Below are 23,789 nucleotides of genomic sequence, written 5' to 3' on the forward strand. Positions count from 1 at the left end.
GCAGCGATGACGATGAAGTCAGGAATATCGAAGATTATCGAGCCGTTCGCCCTGGCTCACGTACGTCTGATTGTTGGAGATGCCAAGGGAACCGTATTGCCCGATATGACGGTTCTGGTCGGTGCGCATGGCCGGATCGAACGGGTCTCGCCAAGCTTCGACACCCCCGTTCCGGACGAATACCATTATCTTGACGGTACCGGAAAATATGCGATGCCAGGCCTGATTAACGCGCATACGCACCTGTTCTCGCAAGGACGCCCGTTGAATCCGAAGATGGCCACGCCGAAAGGCCAGCGCATCATCGCGGCCATGGTGCATTCGCCGTTCGGCAGACCATATGTCAACGCCATGGCGAAGGCGAGCATACGTACGCTGCTGGAGTCGGGCGTCACTACGATCCGTACGCTGGGCGATATCGGTTATGAGTCCGTGACGTTGCGCGATGAGATCGCCGCAAACGAAATGGTAGGCCCTCGTGTTCTGGCATCGGGACCGTTGCTGGCGATTCCCGACGGCCATGGCGCTCCCCTGATCGCGTTGGAAAGCGAAACCCCGCAAGAGGCACGTCTGCATACGCGCATGAACATCGAACATGGCGTCAATGCCATCAAGATCGCCGCAACCGGTGGCGTCACCGACTCCCAGGTGCTCGGAGAGGCCGGTTCCCCTCAGATGACCATCGAACAGATGCGCGCCATCTGCGACGAGGCCCACAACGCAGGCATCATCGTCGCCGCGCATGCGCAAGGCGCGGAGGGGGTTCGCAGAGCGTTGCAGGCTGGCGTGGATACCATCGAACATGGCAGCCGCCTTGATGATGAGCTGATCGAACTGTTCACGCACAATCCGAATGCGTTGCGCGGCCATTCCGCACTGGTGCCGACGATTTCCGCAGGATTCCCGCTGTGCGCATTCGGCCGCGACGTAACCGGCATCACCGAGATTCAGGCCGAGAATTCGAAACTCGTGGTCGACGGCATGATCGCCGGCGCCCGGGCCGCACATGACGCGGGCATTCCGGTCGGCGTCGGCACCGACACCGCCATGACTTTCGTAACGCAATACAATACGTGGCGCGAACTGGCGCTACTGGTGAAATTCGCCGGATTCACACCGGCCGAGGCCATCCATGCGGCCACCGCCGTGAATGCACGGATTCTCAACGTGTGCGCATCAACCGGTTCATTGGAGGATGGCAAGGTCGCCGACATGGTGGTGCTGGATGCCAATCCGCTGGAGTCTCTCGCCGCACTTGCCCGTCCGGCGCTGGTGATCGCCGCCGGTCATCCCGTATGGCATCCGCATGCCAAGCGGTTCGATGACATCGACCGCCTGCTTGATGAGGCGATGGAACGTACATGATATGCAGGGTTTTACCGACCTCACGCTATGGTAGAGCGAGCGTTATCGAAAGACTTTGATGCCGCGGACAGCACGCGGAAAGTTACCCAGAGAAAGCGAAACATATATGGCACTTACCAAAAAGCAGATCAAGCAGTTGCGAGGCATGGCCAACAAGCTCAACCCGATCGTTCAGGTCGGCAAGAATGATTTGAGCGAGAACGCCATCAAGCAGGCGGATGACATCATCGAACGACGCGAGCTCATCAAGGGCTCCGTGCTCGACGGTTCCGGTCTGACCGCAAAGGAGGCCGGCGAAGGCTTGGCCGAGCAGCTCGATGCGGAGCTTGTGCAGGTGATCGGCAACCGGTTCGTGATCTACCGCCGTTCCCAACGCGATGACGTGGAGCATATCCGGCTCGTTCGCGAGTAAGCGACTTCCCCTGATGGAGATCCGCGGGAAGGAAACTCCTGAGAAGACAAAGGTGGGTTGGCATCCGGGAATGGATGCCAACCCACCTTTGCAATGAAAACAAACAATCGAAAGTCAGCGGGCTCTGCACCGCAGCGGCGTCAGCGCCCCCGATCCCATTCGGGCTTCCACGTGTACTGCATGTCGTAGGCGCTGGACCAGAACATGTACTCGTTTTCGACACCGGTTACGAAAATGTCGATTAGTTCCCGTTTGCGTTTTTCGGACAGTCCTTCGGCCAACCGTTCGATATGTTCGATCAACCATGCGGAGCCTTCCCAGAACTCCTCGGTCTTATACATGTCGACCCAGCTCTTGTAAGGGTTGGCGTCTAGCGTGTCCGCGAATTCACGGGCGAGACGCTGGCCATAGTCGGCATATACCCACGCACACGGCAGCACGGCCACAAGAATGTCGACCAATTCCTTGCCATAGGCGATGGAAAGAATGTTCGACGTGTATGCGCGTGCGAATGCGGATTGCCGCACGCCGGCCATCTCCTCCTCACTCACGCCGTAGCCGGCCATATACTTGCGATGCACGTTGGTCTCCACGTTGAAGATCGCGCTTTGCACGCCGACCATGAACTGCATGACCTCGGTATCGTCGGTCTTGGTCAGGGCCAACGCGTGCACCTTGGCGTAATCGGAGAGATAGCGGTAATCCTGCAGCAAATAGAAGGCGAACTTCTCACGTTGCAGCGTACCCTCGCCAAGCTCACGCAGGAATGGCTGACGGTAGCCTTGCTCCCATACCAGATCGGCCGCCTCGCGCATGCGCTGCGCGAATGGGGGAAGATTGTCGAGCCGAACACCGCGTGCCGGATCATATGGTTTGTTGATTGCAGACATCATATCGCTCAAAGATATGCCTCCCTACGCTGGTATTAACCATCAGGTTCAAAGGGTCAGGCCTTACGCCTATCTCAACCCGGTTGTACGGGTTCCCCTGCATTACGCCGTTCATTATGGCAATACCGGCAGACACCCCATCTCGCTCCCGTGACGTGCCGCCGAACGCGGAACGTCGCCTCCTATGTCAGCTCAGCAGATCAAGCAGATCGTCCTTGGTGAGCGAGCCGACGCCGCCCGAAGCGCCACCGTCGGTGAATTGCCGTGCCAGCCGGCTCTTGTCCCGCTGTAACTTCAGCATGCGCTCCTCAATGGTGTCTTTCGCCACAATCCGGTACACGTTCACGTCCTGTGTCTGCCCGATGCGGTGTGCGCGGTCAGTGGCTTGGTTCTGTGCAGCCTCATTCCACCAAGGATCGGCATGAATCACCACGGATGCACCGACCAAGTTCAGGCCGGTATTGCCGGCTTTGAGCGAGATCAGGAACACGGGCGCATCATCGCCATTGAACTCATCCACCAGCTCCACGCGCTTCCTCTTCGGCGTCTCACCGGTAATCGCATGGAACGCAACGCCGTGTTCGGCGAGTCGCACGCCAATCAGGTCAAGGAACGACGTGAACTGCGAGAAGATGAGCACCTTCTTGCCCTCATCCATGCAGTTGGCCACCAAATCGTCGATGGCTTCAAGCTTGGCCGAGCCGTTTTTCGCGTCCGCATACACCAGCCGAGGATCGCAGCAAAGCTCGCGCAGCAACGTGAATTCCGCAAGAATGCGAATCCTGCTCGTGTTGAAATCGGCATCCCGTGTTTTGGTGAGTGCGGCGCGTAGCCGCTGTTCGTGCGCCGCATACAGTTTGCGTTGCTCCCCCGCCAGCTTCACGGTCACGACGTTCTCGAACTTGTCGGGCAGATCGGTAAGCACGTCCTTTTTCAACCGTCGTTTGATGAACAGGCCGACCAACGCCCGCAACTTGTCAGCCATGACGGACTGTTCCGGACCGGGCGCCAGAATCGGCTGCTCGTACCGTTCGCGGAATCGCGTATAAGTGCCCAGCAGCCCCGGCATAAGAAAATCGAAGATGCTCCACAGTTCGCTCAGACGGTTCTCGATTGGCGTGCCGGTCAATGCGAAGCGATGCGCGGCGTTCACCTGCTTGACCACTTTCGCCACCTTGGTGGCGTGGTTCTTGATGTATTGCGCCTCGTCGAGCACCATGCATGCGAACCTGCAGCCGGCGTATTCGTCGATATCGCGACGCAACAGATCGTAGGATGTGATGAGTATGTCCGGACCGTCCTCGCTTTCGGAGGATGCCTCGGAAACGGAGGATGACGAGGACTCCGATTTCGCCATTGCCCGTAGCCGCCGCAGCACGTTGCGGCGTTCCGTCTTGGTGCCGGCCACGACCTCCACGGTAAGATCGGCAGTGAATTTCTCGCATTCCGCGGCCCAGTTGTAGACGAGCGATGCCGGGCAGACGATGAGCGTCGGGCCATTCCCCTTACGTGCCTCGACAAGGGCAAGCAGTTGCACGGATTTGCCCAGGCCCATCTCATCGGCGAGAATGCCACCGAATCCCTTGTCCCATAATGTGGAAAGCCAGCGGAATCCCTCCGCCTGATATGGCCGCAGCACGTTGCGCAACGCTTGCGGTACCTCATAGCGACTCGGATCGATGATCTTCACATCGTTGACATACGAGGTGAAGGATGCGTTTTTGCGTTCATCCGGCACCTGTGCGTCCAGTAGAAACGCCTGATAGCCCGGAATGGCGATGGTTCCGCCGTCAAGTTGCGTTCCGGTCAGGTCAAGATCCGAGGCAATACGATCGAGTTCACCCAAATCGGCATCCCGCAGATCCACGAAGGTGCCGTCGTGCAGCCGATGGTAGCGACGTCTGCGCCGATAACTGTCAAGCAGTGCACCGACCTCGTTCATCGGTACTTCGTCGGCGATCGGCGAAATCTCGACAAGGTTCGATTCGACCGACAACCCGACCTTGACGCTCGGCTTCGACGGAGACATCAAGCCGTCGAAGGCGGCAGTGGAGAACACCTGACCCATCGATTTGAGAATCTCCACACCTTCGGTGATCAGCAGCAGAATGGCGTCTTCATCCTCTTCCCTGACACGCGCCGGATCGGTGGCGCTCCATGTCGGAAACAGCTGACGCGCCACTTGCACAGCGAGCGTCTCACATTCCTGATCGCGCTTGACCAGCGAAGCCTTGGATGTGGAGTCGGGGTTGACGACGCCACGCAACTCCTTGGCTGCGGGGACCAGCTGAAATACGAAGTCCCCATATCGTGCCACGACTTCACAGGTCATTCCGTACAGGTCACGGTCCAGATAATATTCAATCCGGCATTCCGCACCGATCGCATAGGCGACTTCCTGCGGCACATGCAAGCCGATGCCGGCGTCGGCGAGCGCGGGAAGTATGGTGCGTGCGAACATGGGCCAGTCCTCTTCGGCGATGAATACGCCGTCCGGATCGCCTACGCATAGTGAGGAGAGCTGGCCGAATGCCGGTTCCATTGCGGCGGAGCAACGGTAGAGTGCGGTATCTGCGTAGCCATTGGTCTGGGCGCAGATCATATAACGGCTGTGTTGGCCCGTTACCGTGCCCATGATCACCTTGTCGGCGATGATGCGTATGCCGCGATCTTCACCGTGACGTTCGTACGATACGTTGAAGCCGAACGCCGGATTTCCTTCGATGATGTTGAGTTCGCCGGCATGGCTCAGTCCGGAGGCGACCATGATGGACGTGGGCTTGTGTTGCGCCGGCCCTGCGATGTCGTCAGTCTCCATGGCATGCGTGTTCTCCGATGCCTCTCCGTTTGGGAGGGGTAATGGCAATGCGTCGTGCAGGTCGAGCAGGTCACAGACCTCCCAATCGGTGAGGAGCAGGTCTCTTTGCACGGTTACGGCATCACCGTAGGAGTATCGGTTTTGCATCTGTGAGATGGCACGTGTAGCGAGTACTCGGTTGAGCAATGTCAGGACGCTTTGCGAGAACCGGTCGAGCATATCCGGCGTATGGGTGAAGGCCAGCTTACGCCCATATGATTCATAGGCTCCCGTTCGCATGTTGGATACGAATCTCGAGATGTTTCTCAGAACGTACGAGGTGTTGTCGTGGCCGATGCGCAGGCTCAGCGACCAGGTCGTTCCTTCGGTGAGCGTGATCGTCGGTTCAAGATGCACGCTGCCCGGCAGCACGATGGCCGGGCCGTCGTTGTGGGAACCGCCCGCTTTGCCATGGTGGTCGGGCGCCAGCCATCCTTGTTCTTCGCCCAATCGCTGTTTCGCATTGGCGATGCGTTTAAGCAGGTCGAGCTGGGAGTCCTTGTTCGACGTATGTCGTTCGGCATCGATTCGCCTCATGTAGTCGGCGATGTATCGTGGGGTGGCATTGCCCGGCTGGTAGCCGTGGAAACGTTCCGGGGTTTGCACGAACAGCATGATCATTGCGGCGAGGTGCTTGCACATGCCGGTATAGCGGGATCCGGTTCCAGCGGAACGTCCGTCGGCGCTTCGACGGGATCTCCGGCCGAAGCCGTGTGGGCTTTGGTAGGCGTCGGCATCATCGTTGCCGTCGTCCACGTGACCGAATGCGGGTTCCCTGCCGAAATCGTCGTAATCGGCATCCTCGTAATCGTAGATTTCGTCGTCATCGGAGAAACTACGATAGCCGAAGCTGTCGCGGTATCCTCTGTCGTGAGCGGAATCGGCGCCTGCGAAGGCAGGGCAGCTGCAGTAGCGTGCGAGCAGCAGCTGGTCGCCCATATCGACGGTGGCTTGCACCGTGTAGTTGCTGGAAGGCGAAGTGGTGCCGCGTACGGAGGCGCTCAGTGTGATACGGTCCGCTTCAGGATCGTTCAGACAGTACAGATCCCGCATCTTGGCGCGCCATTGGTTGGTGATGCCGCGGGCACGCTGAAGCACCGCCGTGTTGCATTCGCTATGCAGTTCGTCGGAAAGCCACGTGAGTTCGCCTGGCACTTTTCGCCTTTCGCCTCGCTCTGCCATTATGTTGTCGACGGTGCCGCCGTTATCTGGAGCGCTTGGTCAGCGGCTCCCATGGGTCAAGTTCCACCGGCTCCGCGGTAAGCAGCGAACGGGTGGCTTCATCGAGGTATTCCTTGCGGATGATGATCTCAGTCACATAGCGGTCGAACCATGCGTCGGACGCCACGTAGTATCCGTCGTCGCCGTTGTCTTTGCCCCAGCTGTTTTCGACCTTCCAACGGTTCGGTCTGCCGTCGCCGTCAAGGTTCACGCCGGTGAAGGTCATGGCGTGGTTGCTCGGAGAATCGCCGTATTCAAGGCCTTGCGCCTTATCGAAGGTGAATTCGGTGCCGAACAGTTGGTCCACGCGCACACTGTCGCGGTCGAAGTATCCCGCGGAACGCAGGGAGAACTGCGTGCAGTCGCAGGCGAACCAGATCGGATGCCCGGCGCTGATCTGATCGATGGCCGCCTTCTTGAACGCGTCGAGCGGCACGTTGATGAATTCCATGTCACCCGCCTCAGCGACGTTCGCGGTGAAACGGATGCGGTAGCGCGTATTGAATGAGCGGGATTCCATCGGAACGTTGCATAGGGTGACCAGGTCGTTCACGTCGAGCGGCACGTACTTCCTATAGAATTCGATCGGAGTGATGCCGAATTCGCGAATCTGCCTGCGCTCGTCCTTGCCGGATTTCGGTTTGTCAGCCTTCTTGTCGGAACCTATCCCGTCGGAACCGGCGTCCTTCTTATCGTCGTCACTGGTGCGCACCAGAAAATCGAATGTCTCCGGCGGCTCGCCCAACGCAATCGCGCACATGCGGTATACGGTCGACATGTCCTCGTTTTTCAGCGTACGAAGCTCGTCGATCGGCGTACCGGCCGCATGCCTATCACGCAGATCGGCCGCGAACTCACGTAGTTTGGAGTTGAGATACTGTTTGAAGGCGTCGGAATCCTTGGAATTCGCGGACTCCGGGTATGCGTTCTTCGGAACGAGCCCGTACTTGTTCACCAAGGCGGCGAACATTTGCCACCAGCCGCCATCATCGGCCGGACCATCGTTGATCTCCTGAAAGATACGGCTATCGGTCGGCTCATCGAGTGTGGCGAGCACGTTTTCCAGATACGTGTTGGATTTCTCCATCGCATCCCAGAAGAACAGGTATGTTTCCGAGAATTCGAAGTCGTCGAGGTTCCACGTATGCATGAGCTCGTAGCGCAGCGTGTTGAGCGAGGCGAACATCCAGCAACGGCCGGAACGACGCTGGTTGGTGATTGACCCCTGTTTCAGCTCGATGGAAAAGTCACGCGGCAGCGAGCGCTGTCCCTTGTAGTCGGTGGCCGCTTCGAGTACGCCGGCGGAGACGGCCGCATTGGCGGCCACGAGGTTGGCCCGATCGGAGTTGAAGTCTTTGGCGTACCGTTTGAGCAGTTGTCTGTCGATTGCCTTTTCGTTGGTGTCATTGGATTCGATCATGCCGTTGATTGTCGTCGTATGCCCCGACTTGCGGCGGGCGGCGGCCACATGAATGTGACCTTCGCACCTGTAGTCGTCGGAGGAGCTCAGGATTCTCCGCTGGTAGGCAGTCGCGGAACGTGCCACGGAATTTCAGGTCATGCCAGACTGCGGGGTCTGCGGTCATCGATTTTCGCTTTCGATTCGTTCGATGGCGCATTCCAGATCGCGCAATCTGCAGCGTAGCTCTGATTCCACGTCGACGCCATTGCGCTGGGCGTCACGCAGTATCGCGATGATCCGGTCGGCGTACTGGTGGTCGTGGCCGGTATCGGACGGCTGCGACTCGACGGTGTATGCCTGTTCGAGTTGGGTCCGGTTCGCTGATTTGGCGACGCGTGAAACGACTTTGGCGGCTCTTGGCAGTGCGCCTTGGGCGTGTGAGATACCTTCGAGCACCGACTTGCGTTGCTTCTCCTTCTGTTTCATCCTCTCCCATAATTGCAGCGTCTCTTCAGCGGACTTCGGAGCATCCGATTCCGTTGCAACCGCATCATCGGGCATGAATACGTGCGGATGGCGGGTGATGAGCTTGTCGACCAAGCGGTCGCATACCTCATCGATGCCGAATGGATCGGTCTCGTCATGCGCGCACACCTGTGCCTGGAACACGGATTGCAGGAGCATATCGCCCAGTTCCTCGCGCATGTTCTCGCGGTCGTCGGTTTCGACCGCGTCGATGTACTCATAGGTTTCCTCGAGCAGAGGTTTGAGCAGGGATCGGTTCGTCTGCGAACCGTCCCACGGGCAGCCGCCCGGCTCGTGCAGTATTCGCACCACGGCCTTGACACGATCCAAGGCGGAGACCGCTTCGATTACCGGATTCAGCTTTGAGCAATACTCGAATCCTTCGGGAAGTTCGTACGCGTCACATGCAGCTTGAGTCATAACGCCGATTCTTGCCGCACGTCCCGACCGAATCATCACTGCCGCCGCTTTCATGCCGATGCGTGCCTTCATGCGGAATCAGTCTACGATGACTTCAGGGAACATGAGATGAGAAAGAGGAACCCGTGCGTTACCACAATGCAGTAATACGTCGTCTGATTGCCGTGAGCATGGCTTGTCTGCTGTCGATCGGCTTCGCCGCAGGCTATCATGCCGACTACTCCATGGCCGCAGAGGCTACCGATGATACCGGCGCCGGCGAGCTCGCCACCGATGTACTTGACACACTTACCGTCAAGGGTCGTGCGCCGAAGACCGGGTACAAGCGGGCACAGTTCGGTGAAGCCTGGAAGGATGTCGACCATAACGGATGCGATACACGCAATGACATTCTTAACCGTGATTTGACGAAAGTAAAGCATAAATCGCATACGCAGGATTGCGTGGTCAAATCCGGCAAGCTGCAGGACCCGTATACCGGTAAGGAAATCAAGTTTAAGAAAGGCGCGAAAACCTCTACCGCCGTGCAAATCGACCATGTGGTTTCCTTAAGCAACGCCTGGCAGAAGGGCGCACAGAAGCTTAGTAAGAGCAAGCGAACCGAACTCGCCAACGACCCGTATAATCTGCTAGCTGTAGACGGATCCGCCAATCAGAAAAAATCCGATGGTGATGCGGCTACGTGGCTGCCCTCCAACACAAGCTTCCGCTGCGAGTACGTGGCACGCCAGATCGGCGTGAAGCATAAGTATTCATTGTGGGTCACTCAGGCGGAGAAGGAAGCGATGAATAAGGTGCTGGGCTCCTGTCCGACGCAGGCCGTTCCCGACTATACCGGCACGAACACCGGCGAACAGCCTCAGACCGCAACCGCCGAACCGACTCAGGAACCTTCCTCCGAGCCTACTCAAACCGAGCAGCCCTCCACCGAGCAGACGGAGCAGTCTCAGACGCAAACCGAACAACCCGCTCCGGCTCCTCAAGTACAGCAAAACGACAGTTCCGATGTCTACTACCAGAATTGCTCCGCCGCGCGTGCCGCCGGGGCGGCACCGATCTATCAAGGTCAGCCGGGCTATCGTTCCGCATTGGACCGTGACCATGATGGGGTTGCCTGCGAATAGCGAACAACCGATTCACTCGTAAGTGATGCCGGACGGAAGTTGGACTCCGTCCGGCATCACTTGTTATCGCCTGTCATCTGCTGTTGGGGATTCGCGCAGTTTCGCGATATCGTCACGCAGTCGGTTGACGGCGTCGGTCAGTTCGGCGACGTTGCTGCTCAGCCGCGTGGTTTCCGATTCCGTCTCATTGGCACGCTTATCGGCTTCATCGCTCACCCGGTCGACGATCCATGACGCGAGCGTTGCGGTGATGACGCTGATCAGGGCGATGCCGGCGATCATAAGACCCACGGCGATGCACTTGCCTTGCCATGTCACCGGAGACATGTCGCCATAGCCGACCGTCGTGGTGGTGACGAACGCCCACCATATGGCCTTGCCGAAATCGGTGATGGTAGTGCCCGGAGCATTACGTTCCACATCCAATTCCGCAAGCGAACCGACGTAGATCAGCAATACCACGCTGGAACATACGTAGAGTGTGATGCGACCACGTACCGCCATGCCGCTGGTGCGATTGAGCACATTCAACACAGCCACCAGTCGCAGCAGTCTCAGCGGTCTGAAAATCGGCAGCATGATCGAGACGAGCAACAGCAGGTTGTTCTTGAACCAGGTCTTCCTATCGTGCGCCAGCGAAATCGAAACGACGTAGTCGACGATGAACACGATCCAGATGACGTTGATCGTGGTTTCGCACAGGGAGACATGCGTCCGTGCCAGCACCTCCCATGAATACGCGAGCAGGAACACCAATGCCAGTACGGTCAGCGGCCATTCGGTCATTCGTTGCCATTTGTTCAACGTCACAGCTCCCGCCTTTCCTCCCTAATGCCATCATACGGGCATTCTTTCGGCGTCGAGCCCGGCCTGAGCCTTACGCATGGCTGGCATCATTCATCGACGAGGGCGATCTTCCGGCTTTCGGCCTTTCGGCCACGCAACTCAGGCAGAAGAATCACAGCCAATACGACGGCAAGGACCGCAGTGAGCAGGTCGGCGAAGGCCTGCGCGGCAATGACCCCATGATATCCGGCGAGTCCGCTGCCTGCGAACAAGGTGATGGCGAGCATCACGCCCTGACGGCTGACGGACAGTAGCAGTGCGCCCAGAGCCTTGCCCGCGGATTGGAACGTACAGGTGGTCACGAGCACCACCGACACGCATACGGTGCTCAGCAGCTGCACACGTAGCATGCCGGTGCCGAGATCGACGATGCCGGTGTCGGTGCTGAAGAATCCCATCAACGGGCGAGCGCAGGCGATCAGCACCGCGGTCATGACCAATGCGAGCATGCCGAGGAACGAGTATGCGAATTTCAGCAATGCCTTCAACCGACTCATGTTTCCGGCACCATAGTTATAGCCGATGAGCGGCTGGCCGCCGAAGGCGAACGCCACGAGAATCATCACGGCGATCATCACGATCTTCAATGCGATGCCCATGGCCGCCACCGCATCGTTGCCGTATGGCAGCAGGAAGAGGTTGACCATGACAATGCCAAGGCTTTGCATGAGATTGGTAACGGATGCCGGAATGCCGATGGCGAAGATGCCGCTTGCCTCCTGCCTGCTGATATCGAGATGTCCGCTTCGGAACATGAGCCGTGGATCGATGGATAGGTTGCGGCTGCGTTTGAGCAGGAACCACACGAAGTAGAGGTCGGTGCAGATGTTGGCGATGACGGTCGCGCCTGCGGAACCGGCCGCGCCCCAGCCGAACACGTGGATGAACAGCGGGTTCAGGCAGATGTTGATGGCGGTTCCGGCGATCGAACCGACCGCGGAGGGGCCTGCGAAGCCTTCGGTGCGCAGTAGATTGCTTGGCGTCATCGACACGATGATGAACGGCGATCCGAGAATGATCAGCGAATAGAACTGCGAGGCATACCGCCATGTGGAATCGTCGGCCCCAAGCATCGTGAGGATCGGATCGTGGAACGTCAGGCCCAATATGATGACGATGATGCCGGTGAGCACGGCTCCCCAAAAGCAGAACACGCTCAGTCGCCGGCCGTCATCGAAACGACCTTTGCCGTAGAGGCGCGAGATTACGGAGCTTCCGCCGAGTCCGAAGATGTCGCCAAGCGCAATCATCACGGTGAATACCGGTGTCGCGATGGACACGCCGGCCACCATGTCGGTGTTGCCGGTGTGCGCGATGAAGTAGGTGTCCACGGTGTTGTAGACGAGGGTGACCATCATGCTCAGCACGACGGGTATGGCCAAGGTCATGTATGCGCGCGGAATCGGCGCCTTCTCAAACAGTTCGTTATCCATATCAGGTGTAGAGGGTACAACCCTAAGCGGGACATTCGTCAATCGACGAGACGAAATCGTCCACGGAGCGAGTCAGGGATACATCAGGGAATTCCTCAATCCGCGGCGACATGGGTTATCAGGATTGTCCGTATGGATCTTTTGGGTAATATTCTATGGCTGATTTCCAGCGGCGAATCCTCAGCCTTTCAAAGGCATGCGATTGTCGAGCGACTGACCGTTGGCGTAGCAGCGCACGTTGCCCAATGCGATGGCGATGATGCGCCGTTCCGTCACTTCCAGATGGTTGCCGCCCGCCACATGCGGGGTGATGAGACAGCGCGGTTCATGCCACAATGGCGAGTCGGCCGGCAACGGTTCAGGTTCGGTCACGTCGAGGCCGGCACCCCGTAGCTCGTTGCCCGTGAGCGCCGCTGCAAGGGCTTCGGAATCGATGGCATCGCCTCGGCCCGCGTTCAGTACCAGCGCTTCGGGTTTGAGCAGTGCCAGTCGATCGGCATTCAGCAGATGGTGCGTGGCCGGTGTGGACGGCACGCTCATGGCGACGACGTCGGCGTATGGCAATGCCTGTTCGAGTGATTCGAAGCCTATCGTGTGGTCGATGCCTTCCGCTTCGACGGATGGGTTACGTCGTACGCCGATGGTTTCCATGCCGACGCTCTTGCACAGTCTGGCGAAGTGCGAGCCGATGTCGCCGGTGCCGATCACCAATGCGGTCATGCCCGATGGGCTTAATGCACGGCCCGCGTCAGTCCAGTCTGCGTTGGCTTGATTGCCGGCATAGACGTGTAGGTTCTTCATGAGCGCCCACATCATGGCGAACATGTGCTCGGATACGCTCTGCCCGTATGCGCCGGAAGCGTTGGTGAGCATGGATCCGGGTTGCAGTACGTCGGGCCGCTGGTATTTGTCGACGCCGGCGCTCCAGGTTTGCAGCCATTCGAGTCTGGGGCATTGCGAGCATTCCTCCGGCGGTACGTTTCCGATGATCGCAGTCACCGATGCACGGAATTCCTTCGGGATGCGGGCGCTCCAGTTCATACTCCCCCGCTGCGTCGAGTCGCCTACGAATTCCTGCGGCACTCCCCTGGCCGCACGCGTGAATTGCGCCTTCTCCGACTCCGTCAACGGCAGACAGTTGACGATGAGCTTGTGATTGTTCTCAATTCCCATGGTCCTAACCCTAGAGTGAGCACCAGATAACTGTCTCAAATGCAGTCTCATTTTTCGGTCTTGTGCAGCTCTCTGACGACTGTGGTTCGCAGCCAGAGAAATTGTCTCGATCCCATCATTCGGGACATCTAGCATGGGTTGCATGGCGCAGTCGCATGTTCTTCAGATCAAACGCATATATGATTCCGCGCAGCCGACCGACGGTTACCGTGTTCTGGTGGATCGGGTGTGGCCGCGCGGCGTTTCCAAGGAGCGTGCGGATCTTGACCGTTGGGCTAAAACGGAGGTGACGCCCACCACGGACCTGCGCAAGTGGTTCGCTCATGACCCCGCTAAATTCGACGAGTTCAAGGCACGGTACATCGAGCAGCTTGACGGGCGCGATGAGGCCGCCGAATTCGTGTCGGACGTGCGCGACCATCTGCGAACAGGAAACGTCACCCTGCTCTATGCCGCCAAGGATCCCGCTTGCAACCACGCCGTCATCCTACGTGACTGGATCGCCGAGCATCTGTGACCCACCGTTGCCGGTGAACGGTGTCAGACTCCCAGTTCGTCCGTATCGAAGATGATGGTCACGGGACCGTCGTTAGTCAAGTTCACGCGCATGTGGGCTCCGAAACGGCCTTCTTTCACCGCAAGGCCTTCGGCCCGCAGTGTTTCGTTGAACTGCCGCCACACCTTGTCGGCATGGTCCGGCGACCCTGCCTTCACGAAGCTTGGGCGATTGCCTTTGCGCACGTCCGCATACAACGTGAATTGCGAGATGGAAAGGATCGAGCCGTTCACATCGTGAATGGAACGGTTCATTTTGCCGTTGTCGTCTTCGAACACACGCAGATTCGAGATCTTGTGCGCCAGCCACGCGATCTGCTTGGCGCCGTCCGAATCCTCTGCGCCGACAAGCAGCACATATCCGACGCCGATCCGCTGTGGTTCGAAGGTGGGATCCCGTTCGCCGGTGAGTTCATCAATCACATCCACGGACCCGTCGCTGACTTTCTGAAGCACAATACGCATGCCTCTTTCACACCTCATTCCTCGTCGTGGTAACGGATGCACCGCTCATTGTTCGGTTTTGCCCAGTGGCATCGTATTATTCCATCCTGTCACCCCATCCGTACAGCACATACCGGAATGGAGGTTTTGAACCGGAACGTCGTTATCCCCGGCCTCCGGCATTGGCGGTTATTGAATTTCAACCCGTTCTTTTCTTCGATGGATACCGGCTTTCATAGTCCCTCCTCACCATGCTGCATGCATCGCTGAATCACCCCTATGACGTATTCAATAGAATCGGCGCAATCATGCCTGAGCCACTCCGAGACGATCGCCATCAACCCTTGAATATAAAACGCCATGATGTAGCGTCTGTCCTGGTTCGGCACATGGTAACGGTCAAGGATCGGCGTGAACACATGGAAGAACATCCGATCGTAGTTTTTATCCAACCCCAGCGCCGCCGCGTTGTTCATGGCCGCGCGGAACAGTCTCTTGTTTTTCTTGATATAGCTCAGGTACGGCGTCAGATATTCCGGCGTGACGAGATACAGCTCGTCCACCGGACAGGTGCGCAGTTTCGTGGCAAAGGCTTCCACATCCCTGTTCATATGAATGAGGAAATGGTCGTTCATATATCCGACGCTCTCCGACAGCAGATCCGTCATCGACTCATAATGCAGATAGAATGTGGAACGGTTGACGCCAGCCACCTCACAGACCTCCTTGACCGTGATATAGGCGAGGTCCTTCCGTTCGAGAAGCTTCAGAAGCGCCTCGTCCATCCTGTCGGCCGTTGCGAAATACTTGCTTTCCGATTTGTTCAAATGCGTTCCGTCTTCTTTCTTGGGATCCTGCCATGCAGCAGCCTTCGAAAAATCGCCCTTGCCCGTTTCATGTATTACTTCTCGCTTATTTCTTTCGCCAGTTCCATGATTTCAAAGGCATATTTCTGCTTACCTTGTGCCAGCAGCTTCTTGTAGATGGGATAATTGACGCCCATCCCCAACAGTCCGATGATGCCGACGATTACGCCGAGGACGAAGGCAACGGTTGTGCCGCCGCCGATGACATTCATGGAAAGGCACATTCCCACACCGGCCACCAATGCGGATATTATGCCAAATGTGTAGGTGAAAACCGTGGCTGGGAGCTTCGCCCTGTTGTCCAGCTTGCGGAGTGCGACCACCTTGGACGTGTCCTTCGGCGCGTATTCGTTGGCGAGTTGTTCCGCGTAAATCTTATCGGTGTCCATGGCTTTCCGTCTCTTTCGTTTGATGGTCTTAATGTGACGGTTTCATGATATCCGTGAAGATCAGCGAGCCGAACGACACCGACAGTGCTTTGTGTTGATTTCAGAAATGTAGCCGGCACAGGCCACGGCCGGATGACGGTGCGGGCATGGGGATCCGCCCCTTGAAGATTCGGGAACGTTCCGTATGCTCCGCACCGTCATTATGCGGCGATTCAGTTGGTGCCGATGCTCATGGTCTCCGGCAGTGTGCTACCGCCGTCGATGACCACTTGTGCGCCGGTGATGTAGCTGGCCTCGTCGGAGCCTAGGAAGGCGAACAGTTCGCCCACTTCGGTCGGCTTGGCCAGTCGTTTCATCGGCACGCCGACCGCAATGTCGTTGATGGCGGATTCCGGATTGTCCGGATTGGATTCGACCGCCATCTTCTCCACCATCGGGGTGCGCGCATAGCCCAACTGCGAGCAGTTGACGCGGATGTTGCGGTCGGCGTATTCCACTGCCAGGCATTTGGTCAGCCCCACGAGTGCGGCCTTGGTCATGGCGTAGGCCGCTTCACCGGCATCGGCCACGATGTCGCCCGTCACGGAAGAGGCGATCACGATCGCGCCGCCACCGTTCTCCAACATGTACGGCACTACCGCCTGGCAGGTGTTCCATACGCCTTTGATGTTCACGTCGATGTGGAAATCACGCATCTCGTCAGGCATCTGCTCGAATGGCGCAAGCCGACATACGCCGGCATTGCAGCAGGCGATGTCGATCGGACCGAAAGCGTCCACCGTTGTTCTGGCGGCCGCGATCATCTGATCCTTATCGGCCACATTGGCCATGACGGTCACGATGTCGGCATCCGGATACATCTCACGGATCTTGTCCGCAGTCCTGTCGACATCGGCCGACAGGTCGACCATGCAGATCTTCGCACCGTACTTGGCGTACACTTGCGCGATTCCCTCGCCCAAGCCTGCCGCGGCTCCGGTGATGATGGCGACTTTGCCTTCGAGTTTCGGTTGAACCATGATTACTCCTTTGTTTGCTTGGTTCGGTTTCACGACGGATTGTTCTTCAGTTGCCTTTTGGCCGTTACGGCCGTGATGCGCAGAGCCGGTTCAGAACTCGACCTCGCCGTCCAACGTTTCGATGACGACCTTGGAATTCCTCCACCGGACCAGCACCATCCACAGCCAGATGGCCACGCCGATGCCAAGATATACGGCGAAGGAAATCCACGATCCTACGCCCTGTCCGAGTGTGCAGAAGAACGCGATGCACACCATGATCACCATGGCGAGCACACGGAACAGGTCACCGCCTGGCACCACGTTCCTGTTGTTCGCATACCATTCGGGATGCCTATGGTGAATACGCACGGCCGAGATCATCGTCAGCGCATAGGCGCAGGCGCAGCCGAACGACATGAGGTTAAAGAAGTCGTTCATGAAGCTGCCCGCATTCTGCAGGAGAATGAAGGTCAGGCTGATGGCTAGCAGGAAGATGTTTGGCAGAATCGGCTGCTGATGCTTGTTGACCTTGGTGAACACTTCCGGCAGAAAGTTTTTCTTGCCCATCGAATAGAGCATGCGTACGGTGGACATCCAGAATCCCAGAATCGAAGCGGTCATCCCCAGCAGGATGGAAATACAGCCGTACACGATCGGCCAGAATTTCCATCCCAGCAGATTCTGCATGGCGGTGATGGTCATGAAACCGTTCGCGTCATCGCCGGCAAGCAGATCCTTGACCGGTGCGAGACCGGCCACGCAGAAGAAAAAGATCGTGTAGATCGCACCGCAGGTGAGCACGGATCCGCAGATGGCCTTCTTCGTGTTATTGATGGGGAAGTCACCCTCTTCCACCATCTGAGGCACGGTTTCGAAACCGAAATAGGGCGTGATGAGCAATGCCATGCCGATGATCCACGCCGGAATGCCAAGCGTCGAAGCCTTCGAACTGAACGAGAACATGTCCGCCAGATTGGCGATGCTCCAATGACCGGAAGTCAGGATCAGCGCTGCGGTGATAAGCGTGGTGGCAATATTGGCGAACAGGCAGAACGCCTGTGCTTTGACCAGGAACTGCACGTCCTGCAGACTCATGATGAAGATGAGCAACAGGAACACGACGCCGATGATCACGGTGGTCTGGAAATTCAGATTCAGGTTGAAGAGTTTGCTGATGAACGTCGCCACGGCCATGACCACGGCCGGCGGCACGGAAATCCAAGCCGCCATGATAAGCCAGGATGCCAGAAAGCCGACATGCTTGTTAAAGCCGACCGTATTGTAGATGAGCTCGCCGCCCGCCGTTTTGAACAACGGTGAGATTTCACTGTAGACGAGTGCCGTCGGAAGAATCGCAACCGTCATCAGCGCGAAGGCGAGGAACGTTCCCGCCCCGCAATAGCTGAAAAATACGGAATCCCAATAGCTTACGTAGGTGAAAATCGAGCCGGTCGCCACCGTGTAGACGAAGATGAGTTTCAGACTTTTCTGCAGGCCGTTGCCTTCTGCGGATGGAGGTCTCTCCTTTTGTTTCATGCGATTGTCCGCCATACTTTCTCCTTTGAAAATATCAGCCGAAAAATATCCGGTGAAGACGGAACCATGCGGCATCATTGCCGGTTATCGTCCATCATCACTTAAGTAATGTTAGGGCTCTTTATGCATCGGGTCCAGTCGCCGACGGGCCGGCCAGCCCGTCTGCCCGGCTAGCCCGTCGAAGCAAGGAACCGACGAGCCGAAGCGTCAACCGGTTCCATCGGCGGGCAGACGGTGCTCTTACTCGTATCTGATGACGAGCCGGCCCTTCACATCGCCCGCTTCGAGCCGTTCGATAGCCTGCGGAACCTCGTCGAAGCTGATGCAGGTGGTGACGGGCGACAGTTTTCCGGTACGCATCAGCTCGTAAACGCCGCGAATATCGTCGGGAGTGCCTCCGTTTGAGCCACGCAGATCACACTGATTGACGATAAGCGACTTTGAATCGATGGTGGTCTCCAGCTTGCCCATGCCGACGAGCACGACCACACCACCCAGTCCGATGACGTCCACCGCGTCCGCCGTAGTGGTGCCAAAGCCCGCGAAATCGATGATGACATCGAACTTTACGTCGTTGAAGTCCTTGATGGATCTACGTACGTCCACCGCGCCGAGTTCCTTGGCAAGCGGCCAGATGTCCTCCTTGATTTCAGCCACATACACTTCCGCACCAAGCAGATACGCCACTCTCGCGCCAATTTGGCCAAGCCCGCCAAGTCCGATGATGCCGACCTTGTCTCCCGCCTTGACGCCACCTCGGCGGACCACCGCCGCATAGGATGTCATGCCCGCATCGGTTGCGGCGGCGCCGTTCACAAAATCGACTTCATCCGGGATGCGCACCAATGCTTCGGTCCCTATGACGATTTTCGGCCCGAAACCGCCATCAAACGATGAGCCGGGGCATCCTGCCGACGTGGTCGGGCAGATTGCTACACGGTCACCGACCTTGAAGTCGGTGACACCGTCGCCGACCGCGCTGATGACACCGGCATCCTCATGGCCAAGCGTCACCGGCACCTGGCCGAGCATGGTCATCCAACCGGGATCAGTCAGAATGCCGACATCGGTATGGCAAATGCCAGCCGCCTTCACATCGATGACGACCTTGCCCGGCCCGGCACTCGGTTCCGGCAGTTCTTCCAATCTCAATGGTTCGTTCGTTCCAGTGAATCTCCAAGACTTCATATTCGCTCCTTTGCATTGCCGACGCTATCGTGCGTCCGTGCATTCACGAACCGCCCCATTGCGATTCAGGTTCTACGCTACTCGCCAACCCTCGGAAAACCAAAGAGAACACAGTCATGTCACTCCCCTGGCTCATGTCAGCGGCTCAGCCATCCCGCTACAGAATGCGCGTAAGCGCCTCGCGCCTGAAAATCCGTTGATGCGTAGGACCACGTGGCGCTGCGGCTCGGGAGCGCCCTGCTGCTTTCCCACTGCCACTTGAATCATGGGGAACAGATCCGGCACGTATTGCGCCTCGTCGACAATGAGACGTTCCGAACGATTCCGGATGAATCCTATTCCGTGCCGAAACACGGCCTTGCGTGCGTCTTCTTGTAGCGGCCTCTAATAGCCATGCGCGTGCAGGTAGGCGTCGTCGAAGCCGAAGTAGTGGCCGATCTCGTGCAGCACGGTCTTGCGGATCTGCTCGACCATTTGCGCACGGGTGGCGCATACCCGCTCGTGCGGGCCCTTGAAAATAGTGATCACGTCCGGCATCACACCGCTGTAGGCCGCGGTTCGCCGCGTGATGGCGATTCCTTCGTACAGTCCCAGCAGTTCGCCGCCCGCGTCGCACATCGTGCCCAACTCCCGCTCGTTCGGCTCCTGCGCCATGGCGATCCCCACATTCTCCAGCACCTGCTTGAACCTGTCGGGAATACCCGCGAGCGCGTCTTCGATGGCCCGCTCGAACTCGTCGTCGCTCATCTTCATGTCGCCGACTTTAGCAGCTGTCTTACAGGCTTGCACCTCTCTTTGCGTCCGATTTTCTCCAGTCACTGGAGGAATCCCCTCCCCGACGAGAGCGCGGCAGCAAGGCAGCACCATGAATCCCCATCGTCCGGCCCGCCCCGCAACCCGCAATCCCGCGACCACAATTCGCTGATCACAGTCCGTGTAAAGCACTGCCGACAACCTATACTGGAACAATGAGAATTTCCGTGCAACGCGTGAATGAAGCGAGCATCGCCGTTTTGAACGACCTCGGTACGCTCGATCCGACGTTCGACGTGCAGCAAATCGGTCTTGGCCTACTGTTGACCGTCGAAATCGAACCCGACGATGACGAACCCACGATTGACATGATGGCGAACCGCGTCCTCACACTGCGTTGCTTCGACGGACCGCAAGGTTCGCTTCCTCAATCCGTGCAGGAAATCCGAGGAGAAATCCTATCCATTCCACAACCGCTCACCTCTTTGCACAGCCCCGCCACGGGACGTCCCCAACTCGTTGCCGAAGATACCGACAACGAGCATGCCAATCTCACATGGATCCGCTTCAACGAAGCTCTCCGCTCGGGCAACGTTCCCGTATATGAAGGCCGATATGGCGCTCGCATGCGCATTGGCTCCATCGTCGACGGTCCATTTCAGTTCACGCTCATTTCCGATTAGCCGACGGACCTCCATCGCAACACACGAAAGGATTCGCATGACTCACATCAGCCCGGCCACCGAACAGGCACTGCGTAAGCTGCCGAAAGCGGAGCTTCATCTGCATATCGAAGGCACCCTCGAGCCGGAACTGGCCCTGAAACTGGCCGAACGTAACAACATCAACCTGCCGTTCGCTGATCTTGACGATCTCAAGACACACTATGAGTTCGAGAATCTTCAGTCGTTCCTAGACCTGTACTACCAACTCATGTCCGTGCTGCGCACCAGGCAGGATTTCACCGACCTCATGCTCGCCTATCTGGCACGGGCGAATGCCGATGGCGTTCGGCGGGCGGAGATTTTCTTCGATCCTCAGGTACACATGAATAATGGTCTCGATTTTGATGTGGTGCTCGATGGCCTGCTTGAGGGTCTTCGCATCGGTCATGAACGTTTCGGCATCGATGGCGGGCTCATCATGTGCATCATCCGGGATATGCCCGTCGATTCAGCCGAGGCGTTGCTTGATACCGCGGCTTCACGGGCCGGGGACCTGCTCGGTATCGGTTTGGATTCCGCCGAAGTCGGATATCCGCCGGAACTGTTCAGTCATGTATATGAGCGTGCGGCGCGACTTGGCCTGCATCTCGTCGCGCACGCCGGCGAGGAGGGCCCGGCCGATTATGTCCGTCAGGCGTTGGACTCCCTGCATGTCGAACGCATCGATCATGGCGTTCGCACCGCCACCGATGGCGATTTGGTGGCACGAATTGCCCGTGATGGAATCGCGTTGACGGTGTGCCCGTTGTCAAACCATCGTCTGCAGGTGGTGCGGGACGTGGCCGATCTTCCGGTACGCCAACTGTTCGACGCTGGTGTGAAGGTGACGCTCAATTCCGATGATCCCGCCTACTTCGGCGGATATATCGGCGACAATTACATCGCCATGGCACGGACCGGCATGAGCTTGGATGAGTTGGCCACCATCGCGGAATACTCTCTGAAGTCCTCATTCGCAACCCCTGAGCAGAAAACCACTTACGCCAACGCTCTGGCCGACTGGAAGCGCATCCATCTTTAGCTCTTGAGCCGAAGTCCAGAAGACCATCATCTGGCTTCGCACGCACAAAGGCCGGATTCGCGCACATGTCGGCCGGCGGTTTCGATGATCATGAAAAGGCAAGTCAGCAACGTACAGTTGCACGTATCCAAGTAAGAGAGGAGTGATTATGCCATTTTCCGTGACGCATCAGGACATCACCGGCATGCATGTGGATGCCATTGTCAACGCGGCGAATACGGACCTCATGATGGGTGGAGGGGTATGCGGCGCGATTTTCCGCGCGGCGGGAGCGAACCGCATGCAGACCGCATGCAATCGCCTCTCCCCCATCCGTACCGGTGAGGCGGTGATCACGCCGGGATTCGATCTGCCGGCCAAGTACGTCATCCACACAGCCGGACCGGTTTGGCATGGCGGTGACCATGATGAGGAGCAGCTGTTGCGCGCCTGCTACCGCAATTGCCTAGCGATCGCCTCCGTGCACGGCTGCAAAAGCATCGCGTTCCCGCTGATTTCCGCCGGCATCTATGGCTATCCGAAAACCGAGGCCCAGGATGTGGCCGAAGATGAGATTCAGATTTGGCTGGCCGACACCGGCATGGACCTGGACGTTTGGCTCGTTCTGTGGCCATAGTCTTACAACGACCGTAACCCACCAGGCTGAACGTATGTGCGTCACATTTGACCAATACTCCAGTCGGATTCGCCTCACTTAACAGAAGCCACGAGTCACGACGGAAAGATTCAGGCCGAAACCCCCAGCAGAAAATCCAGGCACCGCCGCCTATAATCGGCGGCCTCATCGTATACGCCGTGACCATGGCTGCCATCGTAAATGTAGCTTTCGCAGCCAAGCGCCTCGGCGATCTGCTTCGACCCTTCCGCGGTCACGACACGGTCGCCCTCCGCACCGATCACCAAGACCGGGCACTGGATGGAGGAAAGCTCTCCGTAGCAGTCGAAGGTTTTGCAGGCTTCGGCCAGAATAATGAAGCGCCGATATTCCTCATCGCTGATACCCAGATTGGAGGAGATCAACGTTTCCCGATAGGCCTTCAGGGTGGACTCGGAATACACGTTGTCCGCGAAACTCTCGAGAAGCCCCAGCTCATCCTTCGCCCTGGCCAGCCGTATCCATTCGTCTATGACATGATTGAACGTGCCGTTGGGTTTTGCCAGCGTCGAGCCGAGAATCAGCCTGTTCACCATTTGCGGGTGATCGATGGCGAGATACATGGCGATCATGCCGCCTTGGGATGCGCCGAACACGTCGGCGTTCTTAATATTCAGCTCCCGCATCGCCGCCGCGGTGTCTTCCGCCATGTTTCTGACCGTGTAACCCTCGTGTATGTTCTCGGCCCTGTCGAAAACATACACGGTGTATTCCTCGCAGAAATCCTTGTACGCCTCCGCAATCGCGTCGGCCAAGCCCATCACGCTGTGCACCGACAGTCCTGGCAGTATCACGAAGTTCTTGGTTCCGCTGCCGAATACGATGTGCTTCATCTTCCGCACCTCCCGATGGAACTGTTCCATATTAGCCACACGGCCATACGCGTTATTGAAAGAAGCCGACCAAATGACACGGTGAGACAAGATGAACAGTGTCAGAAACTTGACAATGGAAATCGCGACACAGATACTATTTACAAGTAAAACAC

At 57.8% G+C, this 23,789-nt stretch carries 22 protein-coding genes and 1 riboswitch; of the genes, 7 read left to right on the forward strand and 15 right to left on the reverse strand.

What is annotated here, in order from left to right; genetic code table 11:
• Positions 1-6 precede the first annotated feature (6 nt).
• Positions 7-1,365: a metal-dependent hydrolase family protein gene (locus BBDE_RS06500; RefSeq protein ID WP_003839801.1), complete on the forward strand. Its 1,359-nt coding sequence runs from the start codon at positions 7-9 to the stop codon at positions 1,363-1,365.
• Between the two features lie 106 nt (positions 1,366-1,471).
• Positions 1,472-1,777: a YhbY family RNA-binding protein gene (locus tag BBDE_RS06505; RefSeq protein ID WP_003839799.1), complete on the forward strand. Its 306-nt coding sequence runs from the start codon at positions 1,472-1,474 to the stop codon at positions 1,775-1,777.
• 140 nt (positions 1,778-1,917) lie between these two features.
• Here BBDE_RS06505 and tenA read toward each other — a convergent pair whose 3' ends face one another.
• The 4 genes from tenA to BBDE_RS06525 all read right to left on the reverse strand — a co-directional run bounded on the left by tenA (position 1,918) and on the right by BBDE_RS06525 (position 9,164).
• Positions 1,918-2,670, reverse strand: coding sequence for a thiaminase II (gene tenA, locus BBDE_RS06510; protein ID WP_003839798.1), 753 nt, complete (start codon positions 2,668-2,670; stop codon positions 1,918-1,920).
• Positions 2,671-2,776, reverse strand: a riboswitch (TPP riboswitch).
• Positions 2,777-2,854: 78 nt separating this feature from the next.
• Entirely contained in the window at positions 2,855-6,706 is a 3,852-nt protein-coding gene (locus BBDE_RS06515) for a DEAD/DEAH box helicase (protein WP_003839796.1), read from the reverse strand.
• Between the two features lie 22 nt (positions 6,707-6,728).
• Positions 6,729-8,165, reverse strand: a complete 1,437-nt coding sequence (locus tag BBDE_RS06520) for a C1 family peptidase (protein ID WP_003839794.1) — start codon at positions 8,163-8,165, stop codon at positions 6,729-6,731.
• A gap of 162 nt (positions 8,166-8,327) precedes the next feature.
• Positions 8,328-9,164, reverse strand: coding sequence for a MazG nucleotide pyrophosphohydrolase domain-containing protein (locus BBDE_RS06525; protein ID WP_003839792.1), 837 nt, complete (start codon positions 9,162-9,164; stop codon positions 8,328-8,330).
• Between the two features lie 152 nt (positions 9,165-9,316).
• On the opposite strand from BBDE_RS06525, the gene BBDE_RS06530 reads away from it, so the two are divergent.
• A complete protein-coding gene (locus BBDE_RS06530) occupies positions 9,317-10,216 on the forward strand; it encodes a GmrSD restriction endonuclease domain-containing protein (protein WP_407921652.1) in 900 nt (299 codons plus the stop codon).
• Between the two features lie 63 nt (positions 10,217-10,279).
• On the opposite strand, the gene BBDE_RS06535 is transcribed toward BBDE_RS06530, so the two are convergent.
• The 3 genes from BBDE_RS06535 to BBDE_RS06545 all read right to left on the reverse strand — a co-directional run bounded on the left by BBDE_RS06535 (position 10,280) and on the right by BBDE_RS06545 (position 13,668).
• On the reverse strand, positions 10,280-11,002 hold the full coding sequence (locus BBDE_RS06535; RefSeq protein ID WP_003839788.1) for a potassium channel family protein: 723 nt from the start codon (positions 11,000-11,002) through the stop codon (positions 10,280-10,282).
• A 107-nt stretch (positions 11,003-11,109) separates the two neighbouring features.
• Complete coding sequence (locus tag BBDE_RS06540; protein ID WP_003839786.1) at positions 11,110-12,495, reverse strand: MATE family efflux transporter; 1,386 nt, start codon at positions 12,493-12,495, stop codon at positions 11,110-11,112.
• A 180-nt stretch (positions 12,496-12,675) separates the two neighbouring features.
• Complete coding sequence (locus BBDE_RS06545) at positions 12,676-13,668, reverse strand: D-2-hydroxyacid dehydrogenase (protein ID WP_012902240.1); 993 nt, start codon at positions 13,666-13,668, stop codon at positions 12,676-12,678.
• A gap of 142 nt (positions 13,669-13,810) precedes the next feature.
• On the opposite strand from BBDE_RS06545, the gene BBDE_RS06550 reads away from it, so the two are divergent.
• Positions 13,811-14,185: a DUF488 domain-containing protein gene (locus tag BBDE_RS06550; protein ID WP_003839785.1), complete on the forward strand. Its 375-nt coding sequence runs from the start codon at positions 13,811-13,813 to the stop codon at positions 14,183-14,185.
• 23 nt (positions 14,186-14,208) lie between these two features.
• Here BBDE_RS06550 and dtd read toward each other — a convergent pair whose 3' ends face one another.
• The 7 genes from dtd to BBDE_RS06590 form a co-directional block, all read right to left on the reverse strand.
• On the reverse strand, positions 14,209-14,688 hold the full coding sequence (gene dtd, locus BBDE_RS06555) for a D-aminoacyl-tRNA deacylase (RefSeq protein WP_003839781.1): 480 nt from the start codon (positions 14,686-14,688) through the stop codon (positions 14,209-14,211).
• A gap of 212 nt (positions 14,689-14,900) precedes the next feature.
• Positions 14,901-15,494 (reverse strand): TetR/AcrR family transcriptional regulator, encoded by a 594-nt coding sequence (locus tag BBDE_RS06560; RefSeq protein ID WP_003839778.1) that lies wholly within the window; start codon positions 15,492-15,494, stop codon positions 14,901-14,903.
• A gap of 74 nt (positions 15,495-15,568) precedes the next feature.
• Complete coding sequence (locus BBDE_RS06565; protein WP_003839776.1) at positions 15,569-15,922, reverse strand: hypothetical protein; 354 nt, start codon at positions 15,920-15,922, stop codon at positions 15,569-15,571.
• A 212-nt stretch (positions 15,923-16,134) separates the two neighbouring features.
• Positions 16,135-16,941: an SDR family oxidoreductase UcpA gene (ucpA, locus tag BBDE_RS06570; RefSeq protein WP_003839772.1), complete on the reverse strand. Its 807-nt coding sequence runs from the start codon at positions 16,939-16,941 to the stop codon at positions 16,135-16,137.
• A 90-nt stretch (positions 16,942-17,031) separates the two neighbouring features.
• A complete protein-coding gene (locus BBDE_RS06575) occupies positions 17,032-18,474 on the reverse strand; it encodes an APC family permease (RefSeq protein WP_228369678.1) in 1,443 nt (480 codons plus the stop codon).
• Between the two features lie 225 nt (positions 18,475-18,699).
• Positions 18,700-19,647 (reverse strand): zinc-binding dehydrogenase, encoded by a 948-nt coding sequence (locus BBDE_RS06580; protein ID WP_003839768.1) that lies wholly within the window; start codon positions 19,645-19,647, stop codon positions 18,700-18,702.
• Positions 19,648-20,031: 384 nt separating this feature from the next.
• A complete protein-coding gene (locus tag BBDE_RS06590; protein ID WP_012902245.1) occupies positions 20,032-20,400 on the reverse strand; it encodes a metallopeptidase family protein in 369 nt (122 codons plus the stop codon).
• A 215-nt stretch (positions 20,401-20,615) separates the two neighbouring features.
• On the opposite strand from BBDE_RS06590, the gene BBDE_RS06595 reads away from it, so the two are divergent.
• The 3 genes from BBDE_RS06595 to BBDE_RS06605 all read left to right on the forward strand — a co-directional run bounded on the left by BBDE_RS06595 (position 20,616) and on the right by BBDE_RS06605 (position 22,762).
• A complete protein-coding gene (locus tag BBDE_RS06595; RefSeq protein WP_003839761.1) occupies positions 20,616-21,083 on the forward strand; it encodes a D-aminoacyl-tRNA deacylase in 468 nt (155 codons plus the stop codon).
• A gap of 37 nt (positions 21,084-21,120) precedes the next feature.
• A complete protein-coding gene (locus BBDE_RS06600; protein WP_003839759.1) occupies positions 21,121-22,146 on the forward strand; it encodes an adenosine deaminase in 1,026 nt (341 codons plus the stop codon).
• Between the two features lie 148 nt (positions 22,147-22,294).
• Positions 22,295-22,762, forward strand: a complete 468-nt coding sequence (locus tag BBDE_RS06605) for a macro domain-containing protein (RefSeq protein ID WP_003839757.1) — start codon at positions 22,295-22,297, stop codon at positions 22,760-22,762.
• A gap of 110 nt (positions 22,763-22,872) precedes the next feature.
• Here the strand turns inward: BBDE_RS06605 and BBDE_RS06610 are convergent, their stop codons facing one another.
• Positions 22,873-23,634 carry an alpha/beta fold hydrolase gene (locus BBDE_RS06610; protein WP_206690733.1) on the reverse strand — a complete coding sequence of 254 codons (762 nt, stop codon included), beginning with the start codon at positions 23,632-23,634 and terminating at the stop codon, positions 22,873-22,875.
• Positions 23,635-23,789 lie beyond the last annotated feature (155 nt).

It is taken from the genome of Bifidobacterium dentium JCM 1195 = DSM 20436, from assembly GCF_001042595.1.
Lineage (GTDB): Bacteria > Actinomycetota > Actinomycetes > Actinomycetales > Bifidobacteriaceae > Bifidobacterium > Bifidobacterium dentium.

Bases quoted from the DNA above. Each gene is read 5' to 3' on its own strand.
- BBDE_RS06500 (WP_003839801.1), top strand. From the start codon at position 7: ATGACGATGAAGTCAGGAATATCGAAGATTATCGAGCCGTTCGCCCTG.
- BBDE_RS06565 (WP_003839776.1), bottom strand. From the start codon at position 15,922: ATGGACACCGATAAGATTTACGCGGAACAACTCGCCAACGAATACGCG.
- BBDE_RS06550 (WP_003839785.1), top strand. From the start codon at position 13,811: ATGGCGCAGTCGCATGTTCTTCAGATCAAACGCATATATGATTCCGCG.
- BBDE_RS06575 (WP_228369678.1), bottom strand. From the start codon at position 18,474: ATGGCGGACAATCGCATGAAACAAAAGGAGAGACCTCCATCCGCAGAA.
- BBDE_RS06580 (WP_003839768.1), bottom strand. From the start codon at position 19,647: ATGAAGTCTTGGAGATTCACTGGAACGAACGAACCATTGAGATTGGAA.
- BBDE_RS06540 (WP_003839786.1), bottom strand. From the start codon at position 12,495: ATGGATAACGAACTGTTTGAGAAGGCGCCGATTCCGCGCGCATACATG.
- ucpA (WP_003839772.1), bottom strand. From the start codon at position 16,941: ATGGTTCAACCGAAACTCGAAGGCAAAGTCGCCATCATCACCGGAGCC.
- BBDE_RS06525 (WP_003839792.1), bottom strand. From the start codon at position 9,164: ATGAAGGCACGCATCGGCATGAAAGCGGCGGCAGTGATGATTCGGTCG.
- BBDE_RS06595 (WP_003839761.1), top strand. From the start codon at position 20,616: ATGAGAATTTCCGTGCAACGCGTGAATGAAGCGAGCATCGCCGTTTTG.
- BBDE_RS06530 (WP_407921652.1), top strand. From the start codon at position 9,317: ATGGCCGCAGAGGCTACCGATGATACCGGCGCCGGCGAGCTCGCCACC.
- BBDE_RS06590 (WP_012902245.1), bottom strand. From the start codon at position 20,400: ATGAAGATGAGCGACGACGAGTTCGAGCGGGCCATCGAAGACGCGCTC.
- tenA (WP_003839798.1), bottom strand. From the start codon at position 2,670: ATGATGTCTGCAATCAACAAACCATATGATCCGGCACGCGGTGTTCGG.
- BBDE_RS06520 (WP_003839794.1), bottom strand. From the start codon at position 8,165: ATGATCGAATCCAATGACACCAACGAAAAGGCAATCGACAGACAACTG.
- BBDE_RS06515 (WP_003839796.1), bottom strand. From the start codon at position 6,706: ATGGCAGAGCGAGGCGAAAGGCGAAAAGTGCCAGGCGAACTCACGTGG.
- BBDE_RS06545 (WP_012902240.1), bottom strand. From the start codon at position 13,668: ATGGGAATTGAGAACAATCACAAGCTCATCGTCAACTGTCTGCCGTTG.
- BBDE_RS06610 (WP_206690733.1), bottom strand. From the start codon at position 23,634: ATGAAGCACATCGTATTCGGCAGCGGAACCAAGAACTTCGTGATACTG.
- BBDE_RS06505 (WP_003839799.1), top strand. From the start codon at position 1,472: ATGGCACTTACCAAAAAGCAGATCAAGCAGTTGCGAGGCATGGCCAAC.
- dtd (WP_003839781.1), bottom strand. From the start codon at position 14,688: ATGCGTATTGTGCTTCAGAAAGTCAGCGACGGGTCCGTGGATGTGATT.
- BBDE_RS06600 (WP_003839759.1), top strand. From the start codon at position 21,121: ATGACTCACATCAGCCCGGCCACCGAACAGGCACTGCGTAAGCTGCCG.
- BBDE_RS06605 (WP_003839757.1), top strand. From the start codon at position 22,295: ATGCCATTTTCCGTGACGCATCAGGACATCACCGGCATGCATGTGGAT.
- BBDE_RS06535 (WP_003839788.1), bottom strand. From the start codon at position 11,002: ATGACCGAATGGCCGCTGACCGTACTGGCATTGGTGTTCCTGCTCGCG.